The sequence below is a fragment of the Microbulbifer harenosus genome (genome assembly GCF_005771435.1).
Lineage (GTDB): Bacteria > Pseudomonadota > Gammaproteobacteria > Pseudomonadales > Cellvibrionaceae > Microbulbifer > Microbulbifer harenosus.
Genome location: NZ_VANI01000016.1, coordinates 1 through 19,281, shown reverse-complemented (window position 1 = coordinate 19,281; position 19,281 = coordinate 1). Strand labels below are relative to the sequence as shown.

At 53.3% G+C, this 19,281-nt stretch carries 15 protein-coding genes; 12 read left to right on the top strand and 3 right to left on the bottom strand.

What is annotated here, in order from left to right:
* Positions 1-3: 3 nt before the first annotated feature.
* The 3 genes from FDY93_RS15060 to FDY93_RS15050 all read right to left on the bottom strand — a co-directional run bounded on the left by FDY93_RS15060 (position 4) and on the right by FDY93_RS15050 (position 5,183).
* The gene (locus tag FDY93_RS15060) at positions 4-1,641 is read right to left on the bottom strand and encodes an MBOAT family O-acyltransferase (RefSeq protein WP_138236590.1); all 1,638 of its coding nucleotides are present in this window, start codon (positions 1,639-1,641) and stop codon (positions 4-6) included.
* Between the two features lie 53 nt (positions 1,642-1,694).
* Complete coding sequence (locus FDY93_RS15055) at positions 1,695-4,391, bottom strand: AMP-binding protein (protein ID WP_138236589.1); 2,697 nt, start codon at positions 4,389-4,391, stop codon at positions 1,695-1,697.
* A 129-nt stretch (positions 4,392-4,520) separates the two neighbouring features.
* On the bottom strand, positions 4,521-5,183 hold the full coding sequence (locus FDY93_RS15050) for a VOC family protein (protein ID WP_138236588.1): 663 nt from the start codon (positions 5,181-5,183) through the stop codon (positions 4,521-4,523).
* Positions 5,184-5,752: 569 nt separating this feature from the next.
* On the opposite strand from FDY93_RS15050, the gene FDY93_RS15045 reads away from it, so the two are divergent.
* The 12 genes from FDY93_RS15045 to FDY93_RS14990 all read left to right on the top strand — a co-directional run bounded on the left by FDY93_RS15045 (position 5,753) and on the right by FDY93_RS14990 (position 18,860).
* On the top strand, positions 5,753-7,165 hold the full coding sequence (locus FDY93_RS15045; RefSeq protein ID WP_138236587.1) for an undecaprenyl-phosphate glucose phosphotransferase: 1,413 nt from the start codon (positions 5,753-5,755) through the stop codon (positions 7,163-7,165).
* Positions 7,166-7,168: 3 nt separating this feature from the next.
* Entirely contained in the window at positions 7,169-8,431 is a 1,263-nt protein-coding gene (locus FDY93_RS15040; protein WP_138236586.1) for an outer membrane beta-barrel protein, read from the top strand.
* Between the two features lie 20 nt (positions 8,432-8,451).
* Positions 8,452-8,994, top strand: coding sequence for a polysaccharide biosynthesis/export family protein (locus FDY93_RS15035; RefSeq protein WP_246068596.1), 543 nt, complete (start codon positions 8,452-8,454; stop codon positions 8,992-8,994).
* A gap of 8 nt (positions 8,995-9,002) precedes the next feature.
* Positions 9,003-11,183 carry a GumC family protein gene (locus FDY93_RS15030; RefSeq protein ID WP_138236585.1) on the top strand — a complete coding sequence of 727 codons (2,181 nt, stop codon included), beginning with the start codon at positions 9,003-9,005 and terminating at the stop codon, positions 11,181-11,183.
* A gap of 122 nt (positions 11,184-11,305) precedes the next feature.
* A complete protein-coding gene (locus FDY93_RS15025; RefSeq protein ID WP_138236584.1) occupies positions 11,306-12,043 on the top strand; it encodes a tyrosine-protein phosphatase in 738 nt (245 codons plus the stop codon).
* A 262-nt stretch (positions 12,044-12,305) separates the two neighbouring features.
* Entirely contained in the window at positions 12,306-12,761 is a 456-nt protein-coding gene (locus FDY93_RS15020) for a hypothetical protein (protein WP_138236583.1), read from the top strand.
* A 74-nt stretch (positions 12,762-12,835) separates the two neighbouring features.
* Positions 12,836-13,504: a PspA/IM30 family protein gene (locus tag FDY93_RS15015; protein WP_138236582.1), complete on the top strand. Its 669-nt coding sequence runs from the start codon at positions 12,836-12,838 to the stop codon at positions 13,502-13,504.
* Entirely contained in the window at positions 13,504-14,157 is a 654-nt protein-coding gene (locus FDY93_RS15010; RefSeq protein WP_138236581.1) for a YqiJ family protein, read from the top strand. The genes FDY93_RS15015 and FDY93_RS15010 overlap by 1 nt, the downstream gene beginning before the upstream one ends.
* A 15-nt stretch (positions 14,158-14,172) precedes the next feature.
* The gene (locus tag FDY93_RS15005; protein ID WP_220446211.1) at positions 14,173-15,867 is read left to right on the top strand and encodes a flotillin family protein; all 1,695 of its coding nucleotides are present in this window, start codon (positions 14,173-14,175) and stop codon (positions 15,865-15,867) included.
* A gap of 280 nt (positions 15,868-16,147) precedes the next feature.
* Complete coding sequence (gene hppD / locus FDY93_RS15000) at positions 16,148-17,242, top strand: 4-hydroxyphenylpyruvate dioxygenase (RefSeq protein WP_138236580.1); 1,095 nt, start codon at positions 16,148-16,150, stop codon at positions 17,240-17,242.
* Between the two features lie 26 nt (positions 17,243-17,268).
* The gene (locus FDY93_RS14995) at positions 17,269-17,817 is read left to right on the top strand and encodes a VOC family protein (RefSeq protein WP_138236579.1); all 549 of its coding nucleotides are present in this window, start codon (positions 17,269-17,271) and stop codon (positions 17,815-17,817) included.
* Positions 17,818-17,852: 35 nt separating this feature from the next.
* Entirely contained in the window at positions 17,853-18,860 is a 1,008-nt protein-coding gene (locus FDY93_RS14990) for a fumarylacetoacetate hydrolase family protein (RefSeq protein WP_138236578.1), read from the top strand.
* The last annotated feature ends 421 nt before the right edge of the window (positions 18,861-19,281 follow it).

The window sequence follows — 19,281 nt, the reverse complement described above, 5'->3', positions numbered from 1 at the left end:
CGTTCAGAAGTTGAAATAGAGAAACTCGCTATCAGGAGCGAATACCAGAATTTTAAGACATATTGAGAAAACGATCCCCAGAAGAGTCATGCATGAGGTGGTCAAAATTAAATGCCTTCGAGAGTTCACTGTACGGTCAGGTCTTGTCATTAACCAGTGTGAAATTTCCGTTGAATTTGGTGCGAGGAATGCCAGAACGGCGGCGACAAGAATAACGGCGAAGCCTTTTATATGAGGGAAAGAACCGAGGTTGGAGTTTGGTACGACATCAGAAAATGTTGAAAATAACTGCGGTGCCATGTTGTATATCTCGCTGGGTAATGCCAGACCATGAAGTCCAAAAACGCCGCGGAGCATAGCGACGGCGCCGTTTAGAGACTCCGCCCGGAAGAATATCCAAGCCAGAGATACCAATAGAAAGGTAAATATTACACCTGTGACACCTGAAATAGTCTTGAGCAGGCGGCGTTTGGGCGATAAGCCCTGACTGGTAATATTTTCCGTGTCGTCCAGACAAGCGGTATTGTTTTGTATCGAAGCGCCGGAGCCGGAAACGTTCACATAATTGGACGGAAAAGTCGCGAATACCTTTGCGTGTAGATATCGCCATTGATGATTTGCGACAAGATACACTCCGTGTAGGCCACCCCAGATAATGAAGTTCCAGCCCGCACCATGCCAGAATCCGCCGAGCAGCATGGTTGCCAAAAGATTAAATGAACGGGAGCCTTCTCGGCTTCCCCCAAGTGGTATATAAAGGTAATTCCGTAAGAAATTTGATAGCGTGATATGCCAGCGTCGCCAAAATTCGATAATGTTGGTTGATTTATAGGGTGAATTGAAATTCCGCGGAAGCTCAATACCGAACATTTTTGCGAGCCCTACGGCCATATCCGCATAGCCACTGAAGTCAAAATACAATTGGAATGAGTAGGCCAGTAGACCGCCCCAGGCTTCGAGGAAGGTTGGTGATGTACCACCGTCTGCGGCATTAAATACGGGGGTCGCATAGGGGGCGAGTTGATCCGCAAGAATTACTTTTTTGGCGAGTCCGATAACGAATAAACATACACCAAAGTTTATCTGTTCAACGCGTATTGAGCGGATGGCGAGCCGGGAAAGCTGACCTGCAACCTCTTTATGTTGAACAATCGGTCCGGCGATAAGTTGTGGGAAGAACGATACGAATAAAAGGTATCGAACGAATTCATATTCTGGCTGCCCACTGCGATAGGTGTCTACCAGGTAAGCAATCTGCTGAAAGGTAAAAAAAGAAATGGCTAAAGGCAGTATCAAATCAGGTACTGAAATTTCCGTATTTGTAAGCTGGGATACGGTGGTGGCAAAAAAACCTAGGTATTTGTATACGGCAATGGCCGATAGATTTCCGATGACGCCTGCAACAAGCCAGGCCTTTTTGTGAAAAGATAACGCTACACGTTTTCCAATGAGAAAGTTTACTGATATAGATCCTAGCAATAGAGCAAGATACTGAGGTGACCACCAAGCGTAGAATAGTAGGGAGGCGAGTGCGAGCCATGTGAGGGAAAAACGAAACAGATGGAAACGGCGTAAAAGATAAAACCCGAAAATTACCGCGGGCAGAAAAACAAAGATAAAAGGTAGGGAATTAAATAGCACGCTTGTTCAACGCCGTATTCTTGTAAATTTGTCACTGCGTTTTGGGAGGCGCATCAGATATGCGCTTCCAGGTATTTGGCCACTTCTCCGACATGCGTCGCCTGCAATATTGAGTGGTGATCTCCGGGTACTTCATAAATAGTCAGGTCGTCACAGTACTTGTTCCATCCGAGGTCTTTCGACGGGCGTTCCCCGTATAAATATTTCCTGTCCCGGGCTTTAATCAGCGTGATAGCGCCGCTGATCTTTGATAGCCGGGTTGTAAAAATTGCGTTCTTTCGAACCTGGTGGCGGGTACGGATATTGTCCGAAACCGCATTTTGGGATCGTTCGTCTTCTGTAGGCTGCGCCGACAGTTTGATAATTCCATAACGCTCCCTGAAACGATCAAGGAGATAGCCTGGGCCCTCGTTAACGGCTCTCTTTAAGTGTTCGGAAATACGAAAAGATAATTTCCTATGCGTGGTGAAGACTTCGGGAATAACTGTGTCTAGAAGCCCCGTAAACTCAACTTTGTGCCCCATCGCCTTTAGTGATCGTCCGACTTCAATAGCGATTATTCCGCCATAGGACTTCCCGGCAAGGAAGTACGGCCCTTCAGGTTGTAGCTTGCAGATTACCGATAGGTAGAGCTGCGTAATTCCCGCGATGGAACTGGTACTTGTGGCAGCTGCAGATTTTTCGCCATTCACGATGAGGTCTACCTCCTCTGGCAGGTAGACAGCGTAAATAGCTCTCTGGGTACGAAGCGCTTTGGCTAACGCCATGTACTCCACCACACCATTAATCAGTAAAAGCGGGGAGAGATCCCTGCGGCCGGACTTGAGCATCAGATATCCGGGGTCTGTATCACCATTCGCGCGTTGACTCACCGACCGACTCGTTATTGTATTGGCAATTTGTCGCACCGTTCTATTGGAGATGATATCTCCCATCGAGACATTGCAGTTGAGTTCAGTAGATATTCGTGCCATTGCTCGAACGGCCGCTATGGAATCGCCGCCGAGTTCGAAGAAATCGCTGTTTGCATGGATATATTGTACCGGTAGGAGATCTCGCCAAATACTTGCCAGATGTTTTTCAAGCTCGCCAATCAGTGGTTCGCTAGCTGACGATTCGAGAACCTTACATGTGCCTGGCTCAGGAAGATTTGCTCTGTCGACTTTGCCATTGTGATTTGTCGGCACGGCATTAAGTTCCAGATAAAGCGATGGAATCATGTATTCTGGTAGGTGTTTACGTAGACAGATTTTTATGTGTTCGACCGGTGGCAATGATTTATCTGTGCCGACCAGATAAGCGATCAGTGTAAGTGTATTCGAGTCAGCGCTCGCATATCTGGCGGTTACAACACAGTCTTTGATGTTACCAATCCGTTTAATCGTACTTTCGACTTCCAGTAACTCGATCCGGTTGCCATTCAGTTGGATCTGAAAGTCCTCTCTGCCAAGAATTTCGTAGATTCCATTCTCATCTATGCGCACCATATCGCCGGTAGCGAAAAAGCGGTTGCCGTGGTGCCAGAAAAATTTTTCTTCATTTAGATCATTGCGGTGCATATAGCCAGAAACTACACCCGGGCCTGCTACAAACAGTTCACCCACTTCGCCGGGAATAACCGGGCTCCTCTGCTTGTTAAGAACCATCAATTGGACGTTGTGTTGAGCTACCCCAATTCTTGTTTTTGACGGTACGGCATCCCGTACTGGCCAATAAGTCACCATGCAATTGGTTTCACTTGCGCCGTAGTTCACATAAAGCTGTACCGCAGGAAGCAGCCTGCGCACCCGACAAAGGAGGTCCAGTGGCACGTTGTCACCACCGGTGAGTATGCGTTTGAGTGAAGTAAGCACGGCGATTCGCTCGGGTACTTCCTCTATATAGTCAATCAGCCTCGCCAAAAGCGAGGGGACAAAATGCCAGACCGATACCTTTCGGGCGGCAGCGAACAGCTTTTCAGGGTCCAGGATATCGGCGCGTCGCGCGATCATTGTGTAGCCGCCACAGGTGAGTAGGGCCAGTAGCTCAAAGGTGCTAATACTGAACGAGGCACCCGCGACCGACAGGATTCCAAGATCATCGCTCAGTTCGAAGCAGCGAACGGAAGACGACATCCCGTGTGCCAGGTTGCGTTGGGAAGAGATGGCACCCTTGGGACGCCCGGTAGTACCTGAGGTAAAAAATATGTGCGACTCGTCGTCAAGCTTGACTGGATGGGGGCGAAAATGCTCTTCATGTGGGATACCGTCGGTTTGTACCGCAGAGTAACTGTAGAGACGTTCTACAAGTTCTCTAGCGATCTCACATGAAAATTCGGTAAACACATGATCCGAACAAATAATCGCGGAAGGCTCCACATCCTTAAGAATCAGGTCGATTCGCCCTTTGGGAAAGCCGGGATCGATCGGTACATAGGTGGCACCAAGCATATGAATGCCCAGCAGACAGCTGACCAGTTCCGGGCTGGGGTGCATCAATACGGCCACCCGAGATCCCGCTGTTACCCCGAGCCTGAGAAGCCCCGCTGCCGCCTGCCTTGCGGATAAAACGAGAGTGGCGTAAGTAATATTCTGGTCATCATAAATAAGCGCGGTTTTATCGGGCGCGCGCGCCGCGTTACGTTCTATCCGCCGGATTACGGGAATATCGCCATCCGCGAGGGCGGACTGATCCGAAGGCAAAATAGCTGCGTCACTACTTTTACCCTGCACGCTAGTTATCGGCGTACGGCCCACAATGATATCGTCCATAGGTGGCGGATATTCGCTTAACAGAAGGGGTTAACCGGAGGTCTCCTCGTGCCAGAAGGATGCCAGAGGGTCTTCATAGGAAACCGTTCGGAGGTTGGCTTTACTGGCGTTTACAGCCGAGACCAATTATCAAGCCGGTGCCAATTCTTCGCGAGCGCAGGCTTGCGATACATTGCCAGGTGCTGCAACCGGCTTGCTTTCCGGTGCCCAGTCAGATGGCATCAGAGAAAAATCTATAAGGGTGGATGTGTCGCCGGTATTGCGCGCGTGTTCGATGCGCTGGTAGAAGTTCCTGCCCGTGTTTGGCGGCACGCTGGTGCTCATGCTGGCGCCCTGTTTGGGGCGCTCCACGTATTCCGGAAACGACATTTCTGCAGCGTTCTGCTTGGCGTAACCTTTTCCAAAGAGTTGTTTAAGTTCTCCAAAGCCGTCATTGCTTACAAGCTGCTGGCCGCGGAGGTTTACGCCCTTGGAAATTGCGTGAGAAACAAACTGCTCAAGGTTTTCGGTATCGAAAGCGATGTGCTGTACGCTATGGTCGCCGTGACAGTCGGCAAAGGCTGTCACCTGACTTTTTTTATTGCGATCAATTCCTTCAACCAGAACCACACCAAAAGAGGCGAAGTCGATGCACCAGAGTTTCATACTGCTATCTGGGTCATCTGGTCGCACGTCATCGACACGCTTGGTAAGCTTTCCGCCCTCAACTTCGATGTGGTACCAGGCCCACTTTTCGATCATTCCCTTTTCTACCGCGTAGGCAATGTGATCAACTCTGCTGACTTTAGACATTCCTTGTCCCCCATAAGAATAAGCACGTCCTTGCCGAAAATAAAACGGAAATGAACGCCGTCTAATATGGCAGCGCCAAAAATAAAGTCAACCGAAAATTACCGTGAGCTAGCGCCCAAAACTCTTAGATAGCATCTTGGTTTTGTCAAAATTGTGCACTTGGTACGGTCCGCTGCCCCAAAAAAGGGAAGTAGAAAAAGAGAAGGCGCACGATTCATCTGTAATGGCTGTGTAATGGCGCTGATGAATATCATGCCAATACGGATGCATGGCGCGCTTGAGCAGATAAGTGCGTCAAATTTAGTTGAGTTGTGTCACAGTTTGAGCGGATAATCGCCGGGCACTGGAGTGCGCTACCGAATGGCCACGGCGCCAATAAAAATTACCTCTTTCTAGAAACGAAATTCGGCCCAGTATATGCATTGACATCTACGGGAGATGGTTGAGGGGGTATAACACAATAAAGGTAGGAACCACTGCTCCCCAGCAGTGACGTCGGTGTTTTTGCCGACCTTGATGAGTACATGGAATAGTTTGGGGCCGATGCCTCGTAAAATCAGGGGGTTCTTGTGGAACAGGGATGGGTCCGCAATCGTCAGAGTCGTATTACCGCGCTTTATCGCTTGTTCGATGTCCTGCTTATCCAGGGTATTCTTTACGCGTGTCTCACATTTTTTGAGGTCCCACCGGGTAAAGACTGGCTGATAGCAGGTCTGCTTGCGTCCGTCAGCTTTGCATTTATAGCGGAATCGGTAGAGCTATACAGATCGTGGCGGGGTGAGACGTATGTTCGAATCCTGGGTACCGTCACAGTTGCCTGGGTAGCTGTGTGCATTTTTCTGATTCTTCTCGCCTTTTCATTCAATACGTTTTCCGCCGATTACAAGCGACCCGCAGTAATTGCATGGCTTGTATCTACATTATTTGGCCTGGCTTTCTGGCGATTCTGTCTGCGTCAGGTTCTGTTTTCGATACGCTTGCGCGGACGCAATACCCGTAGCGCTGTCATTATTGGCTGTACCGATGCCGGCTATAAGCTGGCGGATGACTTGATGACGAATCCACAGTTGGGCATACACGTAGTCGGTTTTTACGATGTTCCAGAGTTCCAGGATCGCAGCGCAAGAGAGCGTAATTGCACCCGGTTTCCCATTCTCGGCACGGTGGATGAAGCGGTTGCCAAGGGGCGCGCCGGAGGTCTTGATGTCGTATTTATTGCATTACCGATGCGGGCAGAGGATCTCATCAGTGAAACACTGGATAAATTTTCTGACACTACTGCGACCGTCCACATTCTGCCGAACTTTTTTGTGGCCAAAATGCTGCATGCGCGCTGGCATCAGGTTGGAAGCAGCAGCCTGCTCAGTGTATTTGATACACCAATACAGGGTTTTGATGGTTGGCTTAAGCGACTAGAGGATCTGGTCCTCGCATCAATAATTCTCACTGTAATTTCACCGCTTATGTTGTTTGTGGCGGTGGCCGTAAAGCTTTCATCTCCGGGACCAATCATCTTCAAGCAGCGGCGCTATGGTCTTGATGGCAGAACAATATATGTCTGGAAGTTCCGCAGCATGACGGTAATGGATGACGGCGACCAAGTACAACAGGCGAAGATTGGTGACCAACGAATTACCGCTGTTGGAAGAATACTACGACGCACATCTTTGGATGAGCTTCCACAATTCTTCAACGTTCTACAGGGTACCATGTCAATTGTCGGTCCCAGACCACATGCGGTTGCGCACAATGAGGAGTACCGGAGTCTGGTTAACGGCTACATGCTTCGCCATAAAGTGAAGCCGGGAATTACGGGGCTCGCGCAGATCAAAGGTTTTCGTGGAGAGACAGATACCCTGGACAAAATGAGCCGGCGTGTCGAGTACGATCTCGAGTACATTCGCCGATGGTCGATACTGCTTGATCTACGCATAGTATTTTTGACTGTTTACCGTGGTTTCTACCATAAAAATGCGTATTAAACGTTGTTTAATGACATCACGATAGCAGCACTCAAAATACAACAGGACACTGAAATGAAGCTTTTACAAGTCGACACACTTGCATTTGCTTTTATGCGCTGTCGCCGGAGGAACAGACCTCGCATCATACTTCTGTGGAGCTTGATGGCGGCGAGCCAGTCAGGATTTGCCGTTACGATAGCGTTGCCAGCAAACATCGAACTAAACAGTATGGCTACCGTAGAGGTTCAATATGATGACAACGTCTTCCTGGCGGCAGAAAACGAGCAGGACGACTGGGTCACAAGGACGATACCTGCGCTGGACATCTCGAGAGAGGGCACGGCAACCAGCTTTTCGGGAAGTTTCTCCTTGGCCAATAGCCACTATCGTGACAGCAGTCGACAGAGTTTTAATGATTATGTAGGAAATTTCGACTGGCGGTGGCGTGCGGCGAATTTTCTCGAAGTGCAGACGTCGGTCAACTATACGGATTTAGCGCAAACAATTAGCGGGAATCCGGATGGTGGTCTGGATCCTATCTTGATAGAAGGACAGAGAACGCGACGGCCAAGCGCAGATGTTACCTTCATACTTGGACGCCAGGGTAGCAGTGCACAGGGAGTTATTCGCCATGCTAAGCAGAAGAACGCATTCGAGGAGCCCGCGCGGGATTTTGCAACGGCACGTTCTTCGATCGACATGAATTATTCACCCAGTAACCGAGTAATGCTAGGAGTTCAATTGGCGAATACCGAGTTCGATTATGTTGATCTCGGTGTGGTTCCGGATCGCGACAGCCGAGAGATTCTTGTACTAGGTACTGCGGAGTACAGACTGGCGAAAACCAGGCTTGGGCTAAGGGCGGGGCGCCTGAATAAGGACTTCAGGCTTAATGAACGGCAAGACTTCGCTGGCCCTCGCTGGGATGTAACAGCGTCTTGGAGCCCAAAAACATACAGCACGCTTTCAATTACCACCGGCAGAACGGTGCAGGAGTCACCGGGTACTGCGGACTTTGTGGATGTCGAGAGCAGTGTGTTTTCCTGGTCGCACCAGTGGACCGGAACTCTTGACAGCACACTTTCTTATAGTCGCACGGTGGGAGAATTTGTGGGGGAAGCCAGCACCAGCAACGTATTGCGATCGAACCTCATGATTCGCTACCAACCGGCAGACTGGCTGAGGCTTTATATGGGATTCTCGAGGTTGGAAAACCAGATTTCCACTACGGCGAGTGGTATTGAGAACAGTCGGTATATGTTGGGTGTGGAAGCACCGCTGTAGAGTGCAATGGATATAGCAATATGGACAGCATGAGACGAATTCTCTTTTACCTGGTTGTTACAGCGTGGCCTTTTTCGGTGGCTGGAGAGCTTACTGCGGATACGGCGGAATATCGTATGAATGCGGGAGACCGGATTTCGATCCGTGTATACGGGGAAAGCGACCTGAGCGTCGACGCTATGCTCGGTGAATCTGGAAGTATCAACTATCCATTTTTGGGTGAGGTCGAAGTGGCCGGCCTTACGCCTACAGAGCTTGAAGCAAAGATATTCAAAGGTCTCGAAGGGGACTACCTGGTTAATCCAAGTATCACGGTGACAATCACGCAGTATCGTCCGGTATTTATTTATGGTGAGGTTCAGGTTCCGGGAGGATACAGCTACCAGCCCGGTCTCACCGTGGGTAAGGCTGCCGCATTGGCTCAGGGGCTTACCGAGCGTGGTTCCGAAAGCCGGATATATCTTACCCGGGAGGGAATGCCGGAAGGCAAGAAAATGCGCGTCAGTTTGTCTACAAAACTGCAACCTGGTGATGTGATAACTATTGAGCAGGGGTTTTTCTGAATACAAGTATGGAGAAAAATGCAATCAACGCTGATGAGGCGGCCCCCTCTCCATTGGGGGATATAGATTTTGTTGCCCTGTTTTTCGCTGTCTATGAAAAGAAATGGTACATCATAGCTTTTGCGCTAGCGGTGACGGCCGCGGCCTATTTTGCTGTCCAGAACATTCGCGACAGGTATCAAGCAACAGCTACATTATTAATTGGAGGCGGTGAGGCCAATCTCATTTCCATTCGCGACGTGTATGACGTTGGCGCGCAACGTAGAGAGTTTCTAATGACGCAGGTGGAAATGTTGCGATCGCGGGGTATTGCAGAACGTGTAGTGGACTCTCTGAACCTTGAAGATCATGATGAGTTTAATCAGCCAGTCAAGCCCACTCTCGTCGGAAGGCTCAGGGCGCTGATTGGGATAGAGGTCGAACGGCCTATCGTTGATCCTGCAACTCAGTCGCGGCAGAAGCGGGAATTCATCGTCAACAGTATCTCCAAAGGTATTGTGGTTACACCGGTTAGAAATACCCAGCTGATTAAGCTCTCCTACGAAAGCTACTCCCCGAAACTGGCGGCCGCAGTACCGAATGCGGTTGTGAACGCGTATATCGCGGAACAGCAGAGGGTCCGCGCCGATGTCACGGAAAAGGCAACCAGTTGGCTGAGTGAGAGGCTTGAAGGTTTACGCGGTAAGCTGGAAGCGTCCGAGCAGGCGCTGAATCAATTTCAGCAACAGGAGGATCTTGTCGATCTTCAGGGCGTTCGCGGGCTGGCATCGCAGGAACTGAATGAAACGATGGATCAGTTGCTTGAGGCGAAGCGGGAACTGAAAGATGTCCAGTTACTGTACAGTCAGGTGCGGCAAAAAAATCTCCCCGAGGAGGCTTTGCTGAATCAACCTGAAGTTCTCAATAATCCTCTGGTCCAGGCGGCACGTCAGACCGAAACCAATGCATTGCTTGGTGTCACGGAATTGGCGCGGCGCTACGGACCAAAACATCCTGTCATGCAGGCAGCGCAGGACGAGCTTGACAATGCGCGTGCGCAATTGCGCAGTGAAATAAGGAAGCTTGTCGCGAGTATCGAGGTCGACTATTTCCAGGTTAAAGGAAAAGTCCAGTCGCTTGAGGAGGAGCTCTCGCATGCTAAAGCGGATCTGCAAACTGTCGCGCAAAAGGAAATTCGCTACGATGAGCTGAAGCGGGAAGTGGATGTCAATACTCAGCTTTACAATACCTTCCTGACACGCTTCAAGGAAACAAGGGAGGTATCCGGCTACGAAACAGCAGCGGCGCGTCTGGCTGACCCCGCAATTGTACCGCGCCGCGCAATGGCGTCTAAAAAGCGCTTGCTGATATTGTTCGCCTTTGTTGCCAGCGCGGGCTTGGGTGTCGCCATCGTCGTTTTACTGGATCTGCTGAAGAGTGGAATACGCGATCCGCAGGACGTAAACAGAAAGCTGGGTTTCCCTTTGATGGGGATGGTGCCCAAAGTTGCGATAGCCGAGCATGACGCGCTGCCTTTGTACAGCTACTTTGACGCTGGACACGGTCAATTTGCAGAGGCAATTCGCTCACTTCGGACCGGCGTGGTACTTTCCCGTGTTGAGAACAAGGCCGAAGTTATCTGTATTACTTCTTCCGCTCCATCCGAGGGGAAAACAACGGTTGCCATCAACTTGGCATTCTCGTTGGGCCAGCTGGAAAGGGTGCTGTTAATTGACGCAGACATGCGACGGCCCTCCATTGGCCGTCGCTTCGAAGTGGCACCAAGCAGACCGGGCCTCGCTGATCTGCTCTCGGGGCGCTTCTCTATCGACGAGTGTATTGTCAGGGACAAGAAAAGCGGCATTGACATAATCCCAGCGGGCATCCGTCCGGAAGACCCACAGCGACTGCTGGGATCGGTACAATTCCAGAGTGTGCTGAAAGAGTTGCGGACCAAGTATGACCGTATCCTTATTGATACACCGCCTGTCCAGGCGGTAAGCGATGTGCTGGTAATTTCCAGGTATGTCTGTTCGCTGCTTTATGTAGTGCGGGCCGAAGACACCCGCATGGGTATCATTCGAGCAGCCATCTCCCGTCTACTCAGTCTTGGTGTCAAGCCGGAAGGCGTCATTCTCAACAGTGTGACCATGGATCGCAAGAGCGCCTATTCCGATCAGTATTATGGATACTATCCCGAGTACTCTTAGTGGCGATTATTTTAGTCGCAATTATTTCACATTCCGGCGGGGGGGTGACTGACCCGCTCGCCCGCGTTATGCGCCCTTGCAGTTGATACCGATACCTGCGGCTTTACGGACATACAGTATTCATGATCGACCTGCATAGCCATATCCTCCCTGGAATCGACGACGGCCCCAGGTCATTTGCCCAGAGCCTGGAACTTATCCGGGCTTCGGCGGCAAATGGTATTACCCATATTGTGGTTACGCCACATATCCATCCCGGGCGCTACTTGAACACTTCCCATTCGCTCGAGCTGGCTTTCCGGGACTTCCTTTCTTGTCTGGCGGCCGAGGGGGAACTCGGCGTTCAGCTGGCCCTCGCTGCAGAGGTGCGGATCTCTGACGAACTCTTGTATATGGCCTCCAAGCAACAGCTTCCCGCGTTGGGGCACTGGGAGGGGGATCTGCTTGTACTGCTGGAGATGCCACACAGCCATATCCCTGCTGGCGTGACCCAATTGGTTGAGTGGCTCGCCCAGCGGAACATTCGCCCGATGATCGCGCATCCCGAACGCAACAAGGATGTTCTGCGCGATCTCGATCAAATCGGGCCCTTGGTCAGAGCGGGCTGTCTGTTTCAATTGACCGCCGGTGCGCTGGTCGGGCAATTTGGCGAGCCCTCGCGCCTCTGTGCGGAGAAATTACTGAAGAAGGGGCTGGCAACGATACTTGCCACCGACACGCACCACCTCTATCGGCGCCCACCAAATCTGGCAGAGGGGCGGCGTGCGGCAGAGCAGATCATTGGAGAAACGCACGCGTGGGCTCTGGTTCAAGACAACCCGGTAAAAATTGTCGGCGACCGCTTGTTTGCCAAGCGATAGTTCTGGCGAATCCGTTTTCTTAACGTGCAGCTCTCATACCACTAGGCCAGTGTCAGCATGCCAGCTGGGATAGGCCGAGCCTGGCTGGCGGCAACGGCTACCAAGTACTCATTGCCATTTGTGCGGACAAGACTTCGCCGCAACATTCCTTCGTGACTTTCTTTCATGGTTTTGCTGTAAGTTGCTGCGATGTAAGCGCGTGTAATTGACGGCATCCCGGAATCGTGTGTACTTTTGTATACATCGCAAGTCAGGGATTGCCATGCTTAACAAGACACAATCCATATCGGCGCGCCTTTCCGCGGACGATTACACCTACCTCATGTCCATCGACCGCAATGGCGCTATAACCCAGAGCGAAAAGGTGCGCGAGCTTATCGCCATGGCGCGGGAGTCTGTGGGTGTGGAGAGTTTTGTCCGCGCCTACCTTGCCGCCGGCGAAACCATGCTCCCGGTAAAAGCCAGATACGCTGACGAAAACCGGCGCAGCCTGCTGGTTGAGGCGCTGCTGGAACTCGTGATCGAGGGCGCCGCCGCAATTCAGGTGTGTACTGACGAGGAGCAGATCGCCCCTGCGCTCGAGCATAAGGCGCTACCGATAGTCGATGCGTTCATGGAAAAAATACTGCTGGTGGCGCTGCAGGATGAGCCGCGACTTATCGATAGGCAGGCGGCGGCCATCATTCGCCAGCGCCTGACGGATTTACTCAAGCGCTGACACTGCGGAAAGATCCGGTGTAAAAATATTTGCATACAACGACTGACTGACAATAAACACGAGGAAGGAACAACATGAAAGAAGGACTGATAAAACGCATTTCCCGTATCATTTCTGCTTCTGCCAATGCCCTGGTGGACTCAGTGGAAAACGCTACGCCGCAACTGGTAATGGAGCAGGCGATCCGTGAAATCGACGATGCAATCGCCGAAGTGCGCGATCAGCTCGGCAAAGCGGAAGCGGCCAAGTATCTGAGCAGCAAGGCGCTGAACGATGAAAATGCGCGCCATGCAACGCTCAGTGAGCAGATCGAGGTGGCGGTGCAGCAGGGCCGCGACGACCTGGCGGAGGCCGCGATTGCCAAGCAAATGGATATCGAAGCGCAGATTCCGGTACTGGAAAAAGCCATCGCGGAAAGTGATCGGGAAATTTCCGAGCTGAGTTCCTATATCAGTGCGCTGCAGGGCAAAAAGCGCGAGATGCGCGAGCAGCTACGCGATTTCACCAAGGCCAGCGAGCACGTGAGTAACGGCACCACTGCGGAACAAACAGGCAGCAGCCGCACCACCGCCAACAAGGTGGAGCAGGCCTCTGGTGCGTTCAACCGTATTTTGGAAAATGCCGGCGTGCCCACCTCCGAGTCGAGCGCCGATGCCAGCAAGCTGGCGGAGCTGGAAGAGCTTTCGCGCAGCAATCGTATCAAAGAGCGTCTGGCGAAAATTAAAACCCAGGCGGAGGTCTGATGGCGTTCTTTCTGCAAGATGGCAATCAGCTGTTCACCGGCGCCCTGGTGTTGATGTTGATGATTGCCGTACTGGAAGGCGTGATGACGCTGATTGGTGCCGGTATTTCCGACATGCTCGACAATCTCTTGCCCGATGTAGACCTGGACACACCGGATACCGAGGCGGGGGGCGTGCTCACCAAGCTACTCGGCTGGTTGCGCTTTGGTGAAGTACCGGCGTTGATTCTGTTGGTGGCGTTTCTGGTGGGCTTCGGTGTGACCGGCCTGTTGATCCAGATGATTGTAGATTCACTGTTCGGTCTGTTGTTGCCCGGCTGGTTGCTCGCAGTACCGGTATTCATGCTTGCGCTGCCACAGGTGCGTTTTGTTGGCAATCTGCTGCGCCGCTTTGCGGTGGGCGATGAGACTGAAGCCGTAGGGCGAAAATCCTTTGTTGGGCGTGTGGCGGTCATCACCATCGGCGAGGCCGCGCCCGGCTCACCGGCGGAAGCGCGCTTCAGCGACGAATTTGGCACTACCCACTATGTAATGGTGGAGCCGGATGATGGGGAAACCTTTTCACAGGGAGAAAAGGTGTTGCTGGTGGAAGATTGCGGAGCCCGTTTCCGGGTGATCCGCCCAGCCAGCCAGCACCTGACGCAAAACAACTAAATTGGAGAAAGTTACGTGATTCAGAATCTTTCCAGTATTGCGATCATGGCGGGGGCGGTGCTTATCGGCCTGATCGTTATCGGCACTATCTTCGCGCGCCTGTATACCCGCGCCTCCAAGGAGCGTTCTTTTGTGCGCACCGGTATGGGCGGACAGAAGGTCATCATGAATGGCGGCGCACTGGTGCTTCCGGTGCTGCACGAAATCATCGCGGTCAACATGAATACCTTGCGTCTTGCGGTTTCGCGCAAGGAGCAGCACGCGTTGATCACCAAGGACCGTATGCGCGTGGACGTGCTTGCGGAATTTTATCTGCGGGTGAAGCCGGACATCGATGCTATCGCCAATGCCGCGCAGACCTTGGGTATTCGCACCCTGGACCCGGAAGCGCTGAAAGATATGATCGAGGGCAAGTTTGTCGACGCCTTGCGCTCCGTGGCAGCGGAAATGCAGATGGCAGAACTGCATGAGCAGCGCAGCCAGTTTGTACAGAAAGTACAGCAGGTGGTGTCTGAAGATCTGTTGAAGAACGGCCTTGAGCTGGAGTCTGTGTCGCTGACCGGCCTCGATCAGACCAGCAAGGAGTTTTTCAATCAGGACAACGTGTTCGATGCGGAAGGTCTCGCTAGCATGACGCGCTCCATTGAGGCGCGCCGCAAGGAAGTGAACGACGTCGAGCAGGAAACACGAGTGCAGATCGAGACCAAGAACCTGGAAGCCGAGCGCCAGCGTCTGGAGATCGAAAAAGAGAAGCGCTACGCCCACCTGGAGCAGCAGCGCGAAATAGAAAACCGCGAAGCGGCCCAGAAAGCCGATATGGCAAAAGAACTGGCGGCTCAGGAAAAGGCCGCGCGCCAGGCAGAGATCGAGGCGCAGCGTGAAGTGGATCAGTCCCGCATCGCCGCGGAGCAGGCCACTCGTCTGTTGGAGATCGAAAAGGAAAAGCGCTTGCAGGAGCAGGAAATTGAGCGCGAGCGCATTCTCGAAGAGCAGCGCATTTCCAAGCAGAAATCCCTTGAAATTGCTGAACAAGAGCGCGCCATTGCGGTTGCGGAAAAATCCAAGGAGCAGTCACTGGCCGACCAGCAGGCCAACGTCGCCCGCGCTGAAGCCGTTAAAGCGGAAGAGCAGGTGCGCACCGCCAAGGATGTTGAGGTAGCCGAGCGCGATAAGCGCATTGAGATCATCGAGGCGCAGAAAGAAGCCGAGCGCCAGGCCACCGCCATCAAGGTGGCCGCGGAAGCGGAAAAGGCGGCCGCTGAAGACAAGGCCGAGGCGCTGCGACTGCAGGCAGCGGCTGAGGCGGAAGCCGTGCGTATCAAGGTTGAGGCGGATCGCGAGAAGTACGCTGTGGATGCAGAGGGTCAACGCCTGATGAACGAGGCCATGAACAGCCTTAGCGAAGCGCAAATCGCGCTCAAGCGTATCCTCAGCCTGCACGATGCACTGCCGAACATCATTCGCGAAAGCGTGCGCCCAATGGAGAAGATCGACGGCATGAAGATCATATCCGTGGAGGGGCTGAATGGAATCGATGGCCGCGCCAGCGGCGGTATCCTCGACAGCGATGGCGAATCCAAAGGGCAGAGCCTGCCCGAAGCACTGGTCGGCAGCGCTCTCAAGCACCGTGCCATGGCGCCACTGGTGGATTCACTGTTGAAGGAGGCCGGTGTGGGCGATTTCAGCAAAATGACCGAACCCCAGATCTGATTCTCGTTACGCGGATCTTTTCTGACATGCCCGGGCCGCTCAGTCGGCCCGGGGTTAAGCGATCAATCCCGCCCGTAAGATTGGTACCGCAATCTCCGATTCGGTCACCAATTTCCTCTTCACTGCCCTTTGCCTGTCCTATTACTAGTTAGCCTCGCGGCGCAGTCCTTGACATTGGTTACATGCGTAACTAAATTCGTTGCACCTGAAACCAAAGCGACCTTCGCTGCCACAAGCGGCGCCTCAGGTCCTATATAAGATCTCGCATAAGGAGGATCACATGGCCGATTTGTTCGAAAACCCCATGGGCCTGGACGGCTTTGAATTTGTCGAATTCACCGCGCCGGAGAAGGGCATCCTGGAAAGCGTATTCGCGGCCATGGGCTTCACCAAAGTGGCCCGCCACCGCACCAAAGACGTGGAATTGTGGCGCCAGGGCGATATCAATTTCATCACCAACTATGAACCGGGGAGTCACGCGGACTACTACGCCCGCGAGCACGGTCCATCCGCTTGTGGCCTGGCGTTCCGGGTGAAGGACGCCACCTTCGCGTATAACGAAGCACTCAAGAAGGGGGCGCAGCCGGTAAATGTGGCAACGGGTCCGATGGAGCTGCGGCTGCCGGCCATCAAGGGTATTGGCGGTGCCACTCTGTATCTGATCGATCGCTATAAAGAAGGCGAGAGTATCTATGACATCGACTTCCACTGGCTGGAAGGTGTCGACCGTCACCCCGAGGGCTGCGGTTTCCACACCCTGGATCACCTGACTCACAACGTCTATCGCGGCCGTATGGACTACTGGGCCAAGTACTACGAAGATCTGTTCAATTTCCGTGAGATCCGCTATTTCGATATCAAAGGCGAATACACCGGGCTGCTGTCCAAGGCCATGACCGCGCCGGACGGCAAGATCCGCATCCCGCTGAACGAAGAGGCGGCCGGTGGCGGCGGCCAGATTGAAGAATTTCTGATGAAGTACAACGGCGAGGGCATCCAGCATATCGCCTTCGCCTGCGACGACCTGGTGGCCTGCTGGGATCGCCTGAAAGCCCAGGGCATGCAATTCATGACTCCGCCCCCCGAGACCTACTACGAAATGCTGGAAGAGCGTCTGCCGGGCCATGGTGAGCCCACGGCGGAACTGAAAGCGCGCGGTATCCTCCTCGACGGTACCACCGAGGGCGGCCAGCCCCGTCTGCTGCTGCAGATATTCTCCGCCAACATGCTGGGTCCGGTGTTCTTTGAGTTCATCCAGCGCAAGGAAGACGAGGGCTTTGGCGAGGGCAACTTCAAGGCACTGTTCGAATCCATTGAGCGCGACCAGCTGCAGCGCGGTGTGATCGGCGGCAAAGGCAAAGAAGACGCGGCCTGAGACGGCCGCGTATCGGGAGGCCATCTATGGCAATCAAACGTATTCACCACGTGGCTTACCGCTGCCGCGATGCCAAAGAGACGGTGGAGTTCTACCGCGATCTTCTGGGCATGGAGTTCCAGCTGGCCATCGCCGAAGACAGGGTGCCCTCCACCGGGGCCCCGGATCCCTACATGCACGTATTTCTCGATGCGGGCCAGGGCAATGTGCTGGCGTTTTTCGAGCTGCCCAACTCCCCGGACATGGGCCGCGATGAGAACACCCCGAAGTGGGTGCAGCACATCGCGCTGGAAGTGGAGAGCATGGACGAGTTGCTGGCGATGAAGCAGAAGCTTGAGGAGGTCGGTGTCGATGTGCTCGGCCCCACCGATCACACGATCTTTAAATCCATCTACTTCTTCGACCCCAACGGCCACCGTATCGAGCTCGCCGCCAATACTGCCAAGCCCGGTATGCACAAGGAGCTGAAGCGGGTGGCGCAAGACATGCTGGAAGAGTGGTCGCGCACCAAAAAAGCACCGCGTCATGCGGCGTGGATGCACGGCGACACAGAATTCAAACCCCTAGATCCTTGATTTAGTTCCTTAATCGAAACAAAGAGGAAGGCACAGTGAAGTTAGCCAGCCTTAAACACGGACGCGATGGCAAGCTCGTCGTCGTCAGTGACGACCTGACCCGCATGGCGGAAGCCGGCGAGATCGCGGCCACATTGCAATCCGCCCTGGACAACTGGGCGGAGCTCGCCCCAAAGCTGGAAAGCCTGCAGCAGAGGCTGAATCGCGGCGAGATAGAGGGAGAAGCCTTCGACCAGGCGCTGTGCCACTCGCCGCTGCCGAGGGCCTATCACTGGGCGGATGGTTCCGCCTATGTCAATCACGTGGAACTGGTGCGCAAGGCTCGCGGTGCGGAAATGCCGGAGAGCTTTTGGACCGATCCACTGATGTATCAGGGCGGTTCGGATACCTTCCTGGCGCCGCGCGAACCGGTGAGGATGCCACAGTCCGAGGGCTTCGGTATCGACTTTGAAGCGGAAATCGCGGTCATCACCGATGATGTACCCATGGGGGTATCCCCGGAAGATGCGCTCAAACACATCAAGCTGGTTATGCTGGTGAACGATGTTTCCCTGCGAGGCCTGATACCAAACGAGCTCGCGAAAGGGTTCGGTTTCTATCAGTCCAAGCCGTCCAGTGCGTTTTCACCTGTGTGTGTCACGCCGGAACAGCTGGGCAGCCACTGGCAAGCGGGCAAATTGCACCTGCCGCTGGTGTCCGAGTTGAACGGTGAAAAATTCGGTGAGCCAAACGCCGGAGTGGATATGACCTTCCACTTCGGACAGCTGATTGCCCACGCGGCCAAAACCCGCCCGCTGGGTGCGGGCGCGATTATCGGTTCCGGTACCGTATCGAACAAACTCGATGGTGGCCCGGGCAAGCCGGTGAAAGAGGGCGGTGTCGGCTATAGCTGCATCGCCGAGATTCGCATGATCGAAACCATCGAGAGTGGCAAGCCGAGCACCTCGTTCATGCAGTTTGGCGACAGGATTGCGATTGAAATGCTGGATGAAAATGGCGAGTCCATTTTTGGGCGTATTGAGCAAACGATAACTCAGTGCTGATCGCGCTAGTTCTATGCGGTTTTAAACCCGTCCCTCAAGTGGCCCCGCAGGGCCGCTTGTCGTTTGATTGGCAGGTGAAGCACAGGATTCTGGCAATCTCTGGGCTGTAGTCGAAGCAGGCTGGAAAATTGTTCCACTTGGACCCCGCAGACCGCGATTTAGTCCTCGCATCCTGAGTCAAAGAGCAAGGGCGAAGTTTTTCTGAAAAAACGCTTGCGCGCCCCCGTCGCTCTCCGTATAGTTCGCGCCCTCACCGCTGCCGAGGCAGTTGGCGAGGGTTGGTAAGTTGTTGATTTTCTTGGGTTTTCGAAAGAAAAAAGAATTTCAAAAAGCGCTTGCCAAGGTCGAAGAGGTCGCTATAATGCGCGCCACTTCGAAGGTCGCCGGAAGCGGTGGCCGAGGTGCTCGAAAGCGTTGAGGT

What these genes read in the sequence shown, in the direction of transcription:
- FDY93_RS15015 (WP_138236582.1), top strand. Translation starts at nt 12,836, where the DNA reads ATGAAAGAAGGACTGATAAAACGCATTTCCCGTATCATTTCTGCTTCT.
- FDY93_RS15035 (WP_246068596.1), top strand. Translation starts at nt 8,452, where the DNA reads ATGGACAGCATGAGACGAATTCTCTTTTACCTGGTTGTTACAGCGTGG.
- FDY93_RS14995 (WP_138236579.1), top strand. Translation starts at nt 17,269, where the DNA reads ATGGCAATCAAACGTATTCACCACGTGGCTTACCGCTGCCGCGATGCC.
- FDY93_RS15025 (WP_138236584.1), top strand. Translation starts at nt 11,306, where the DNA reads ATGATCGACCTGCATAGCCATATCCTCCCTGGAATCGACGACGGCCCC.
- FDY93_RS15010 (WP_138236581.1), top strand. Translation starts at nt 13,504, where the DNA reads ATGGCGTTCTTTCTGCAAGATGGCAATCAGCTGTTCACCGGCGCCCTG.
- hppD (WP_138236580.1), top strand. Translation starts at nt 16,148, where the DNA reads ATGGCCGATTTGTTCGAAAACCCCATGGGCCTGGACGGCTTTGAATTT.
- FDY93_RS15030 (WP_138236585.1), top strand. Translation starts at nt 9,003, where the DNA reads ATGGAGAAAAATGCAATCAACGCTGATGAGGCGGCCCCCTCTCCATTG.
- FDY93_RS15050 (WP_138236588.1), bottom strand. Translation starts at nt 5,183, where the DNA reads ATGTCTAAAGTCAGCAGAGTTGATCACATTGCCTACGCGGTAGAAAAG.
- FDY93_RS15020 (WP_138236583.1), top strand. Translation starts at nt 12,306, where the DNA reads ATGCTTAACAAGACACAATCCATATCGGCGCGCCTTTCCGCGGACGAT.
- FDY93_RS15055 (WP_138236589.1), bottom strand. Translation starts at nt 4,391, where the DNA reads ATGGACGATATCATTGTGGGCCGTACGCCGATAACTAGCGTGCAGGGT.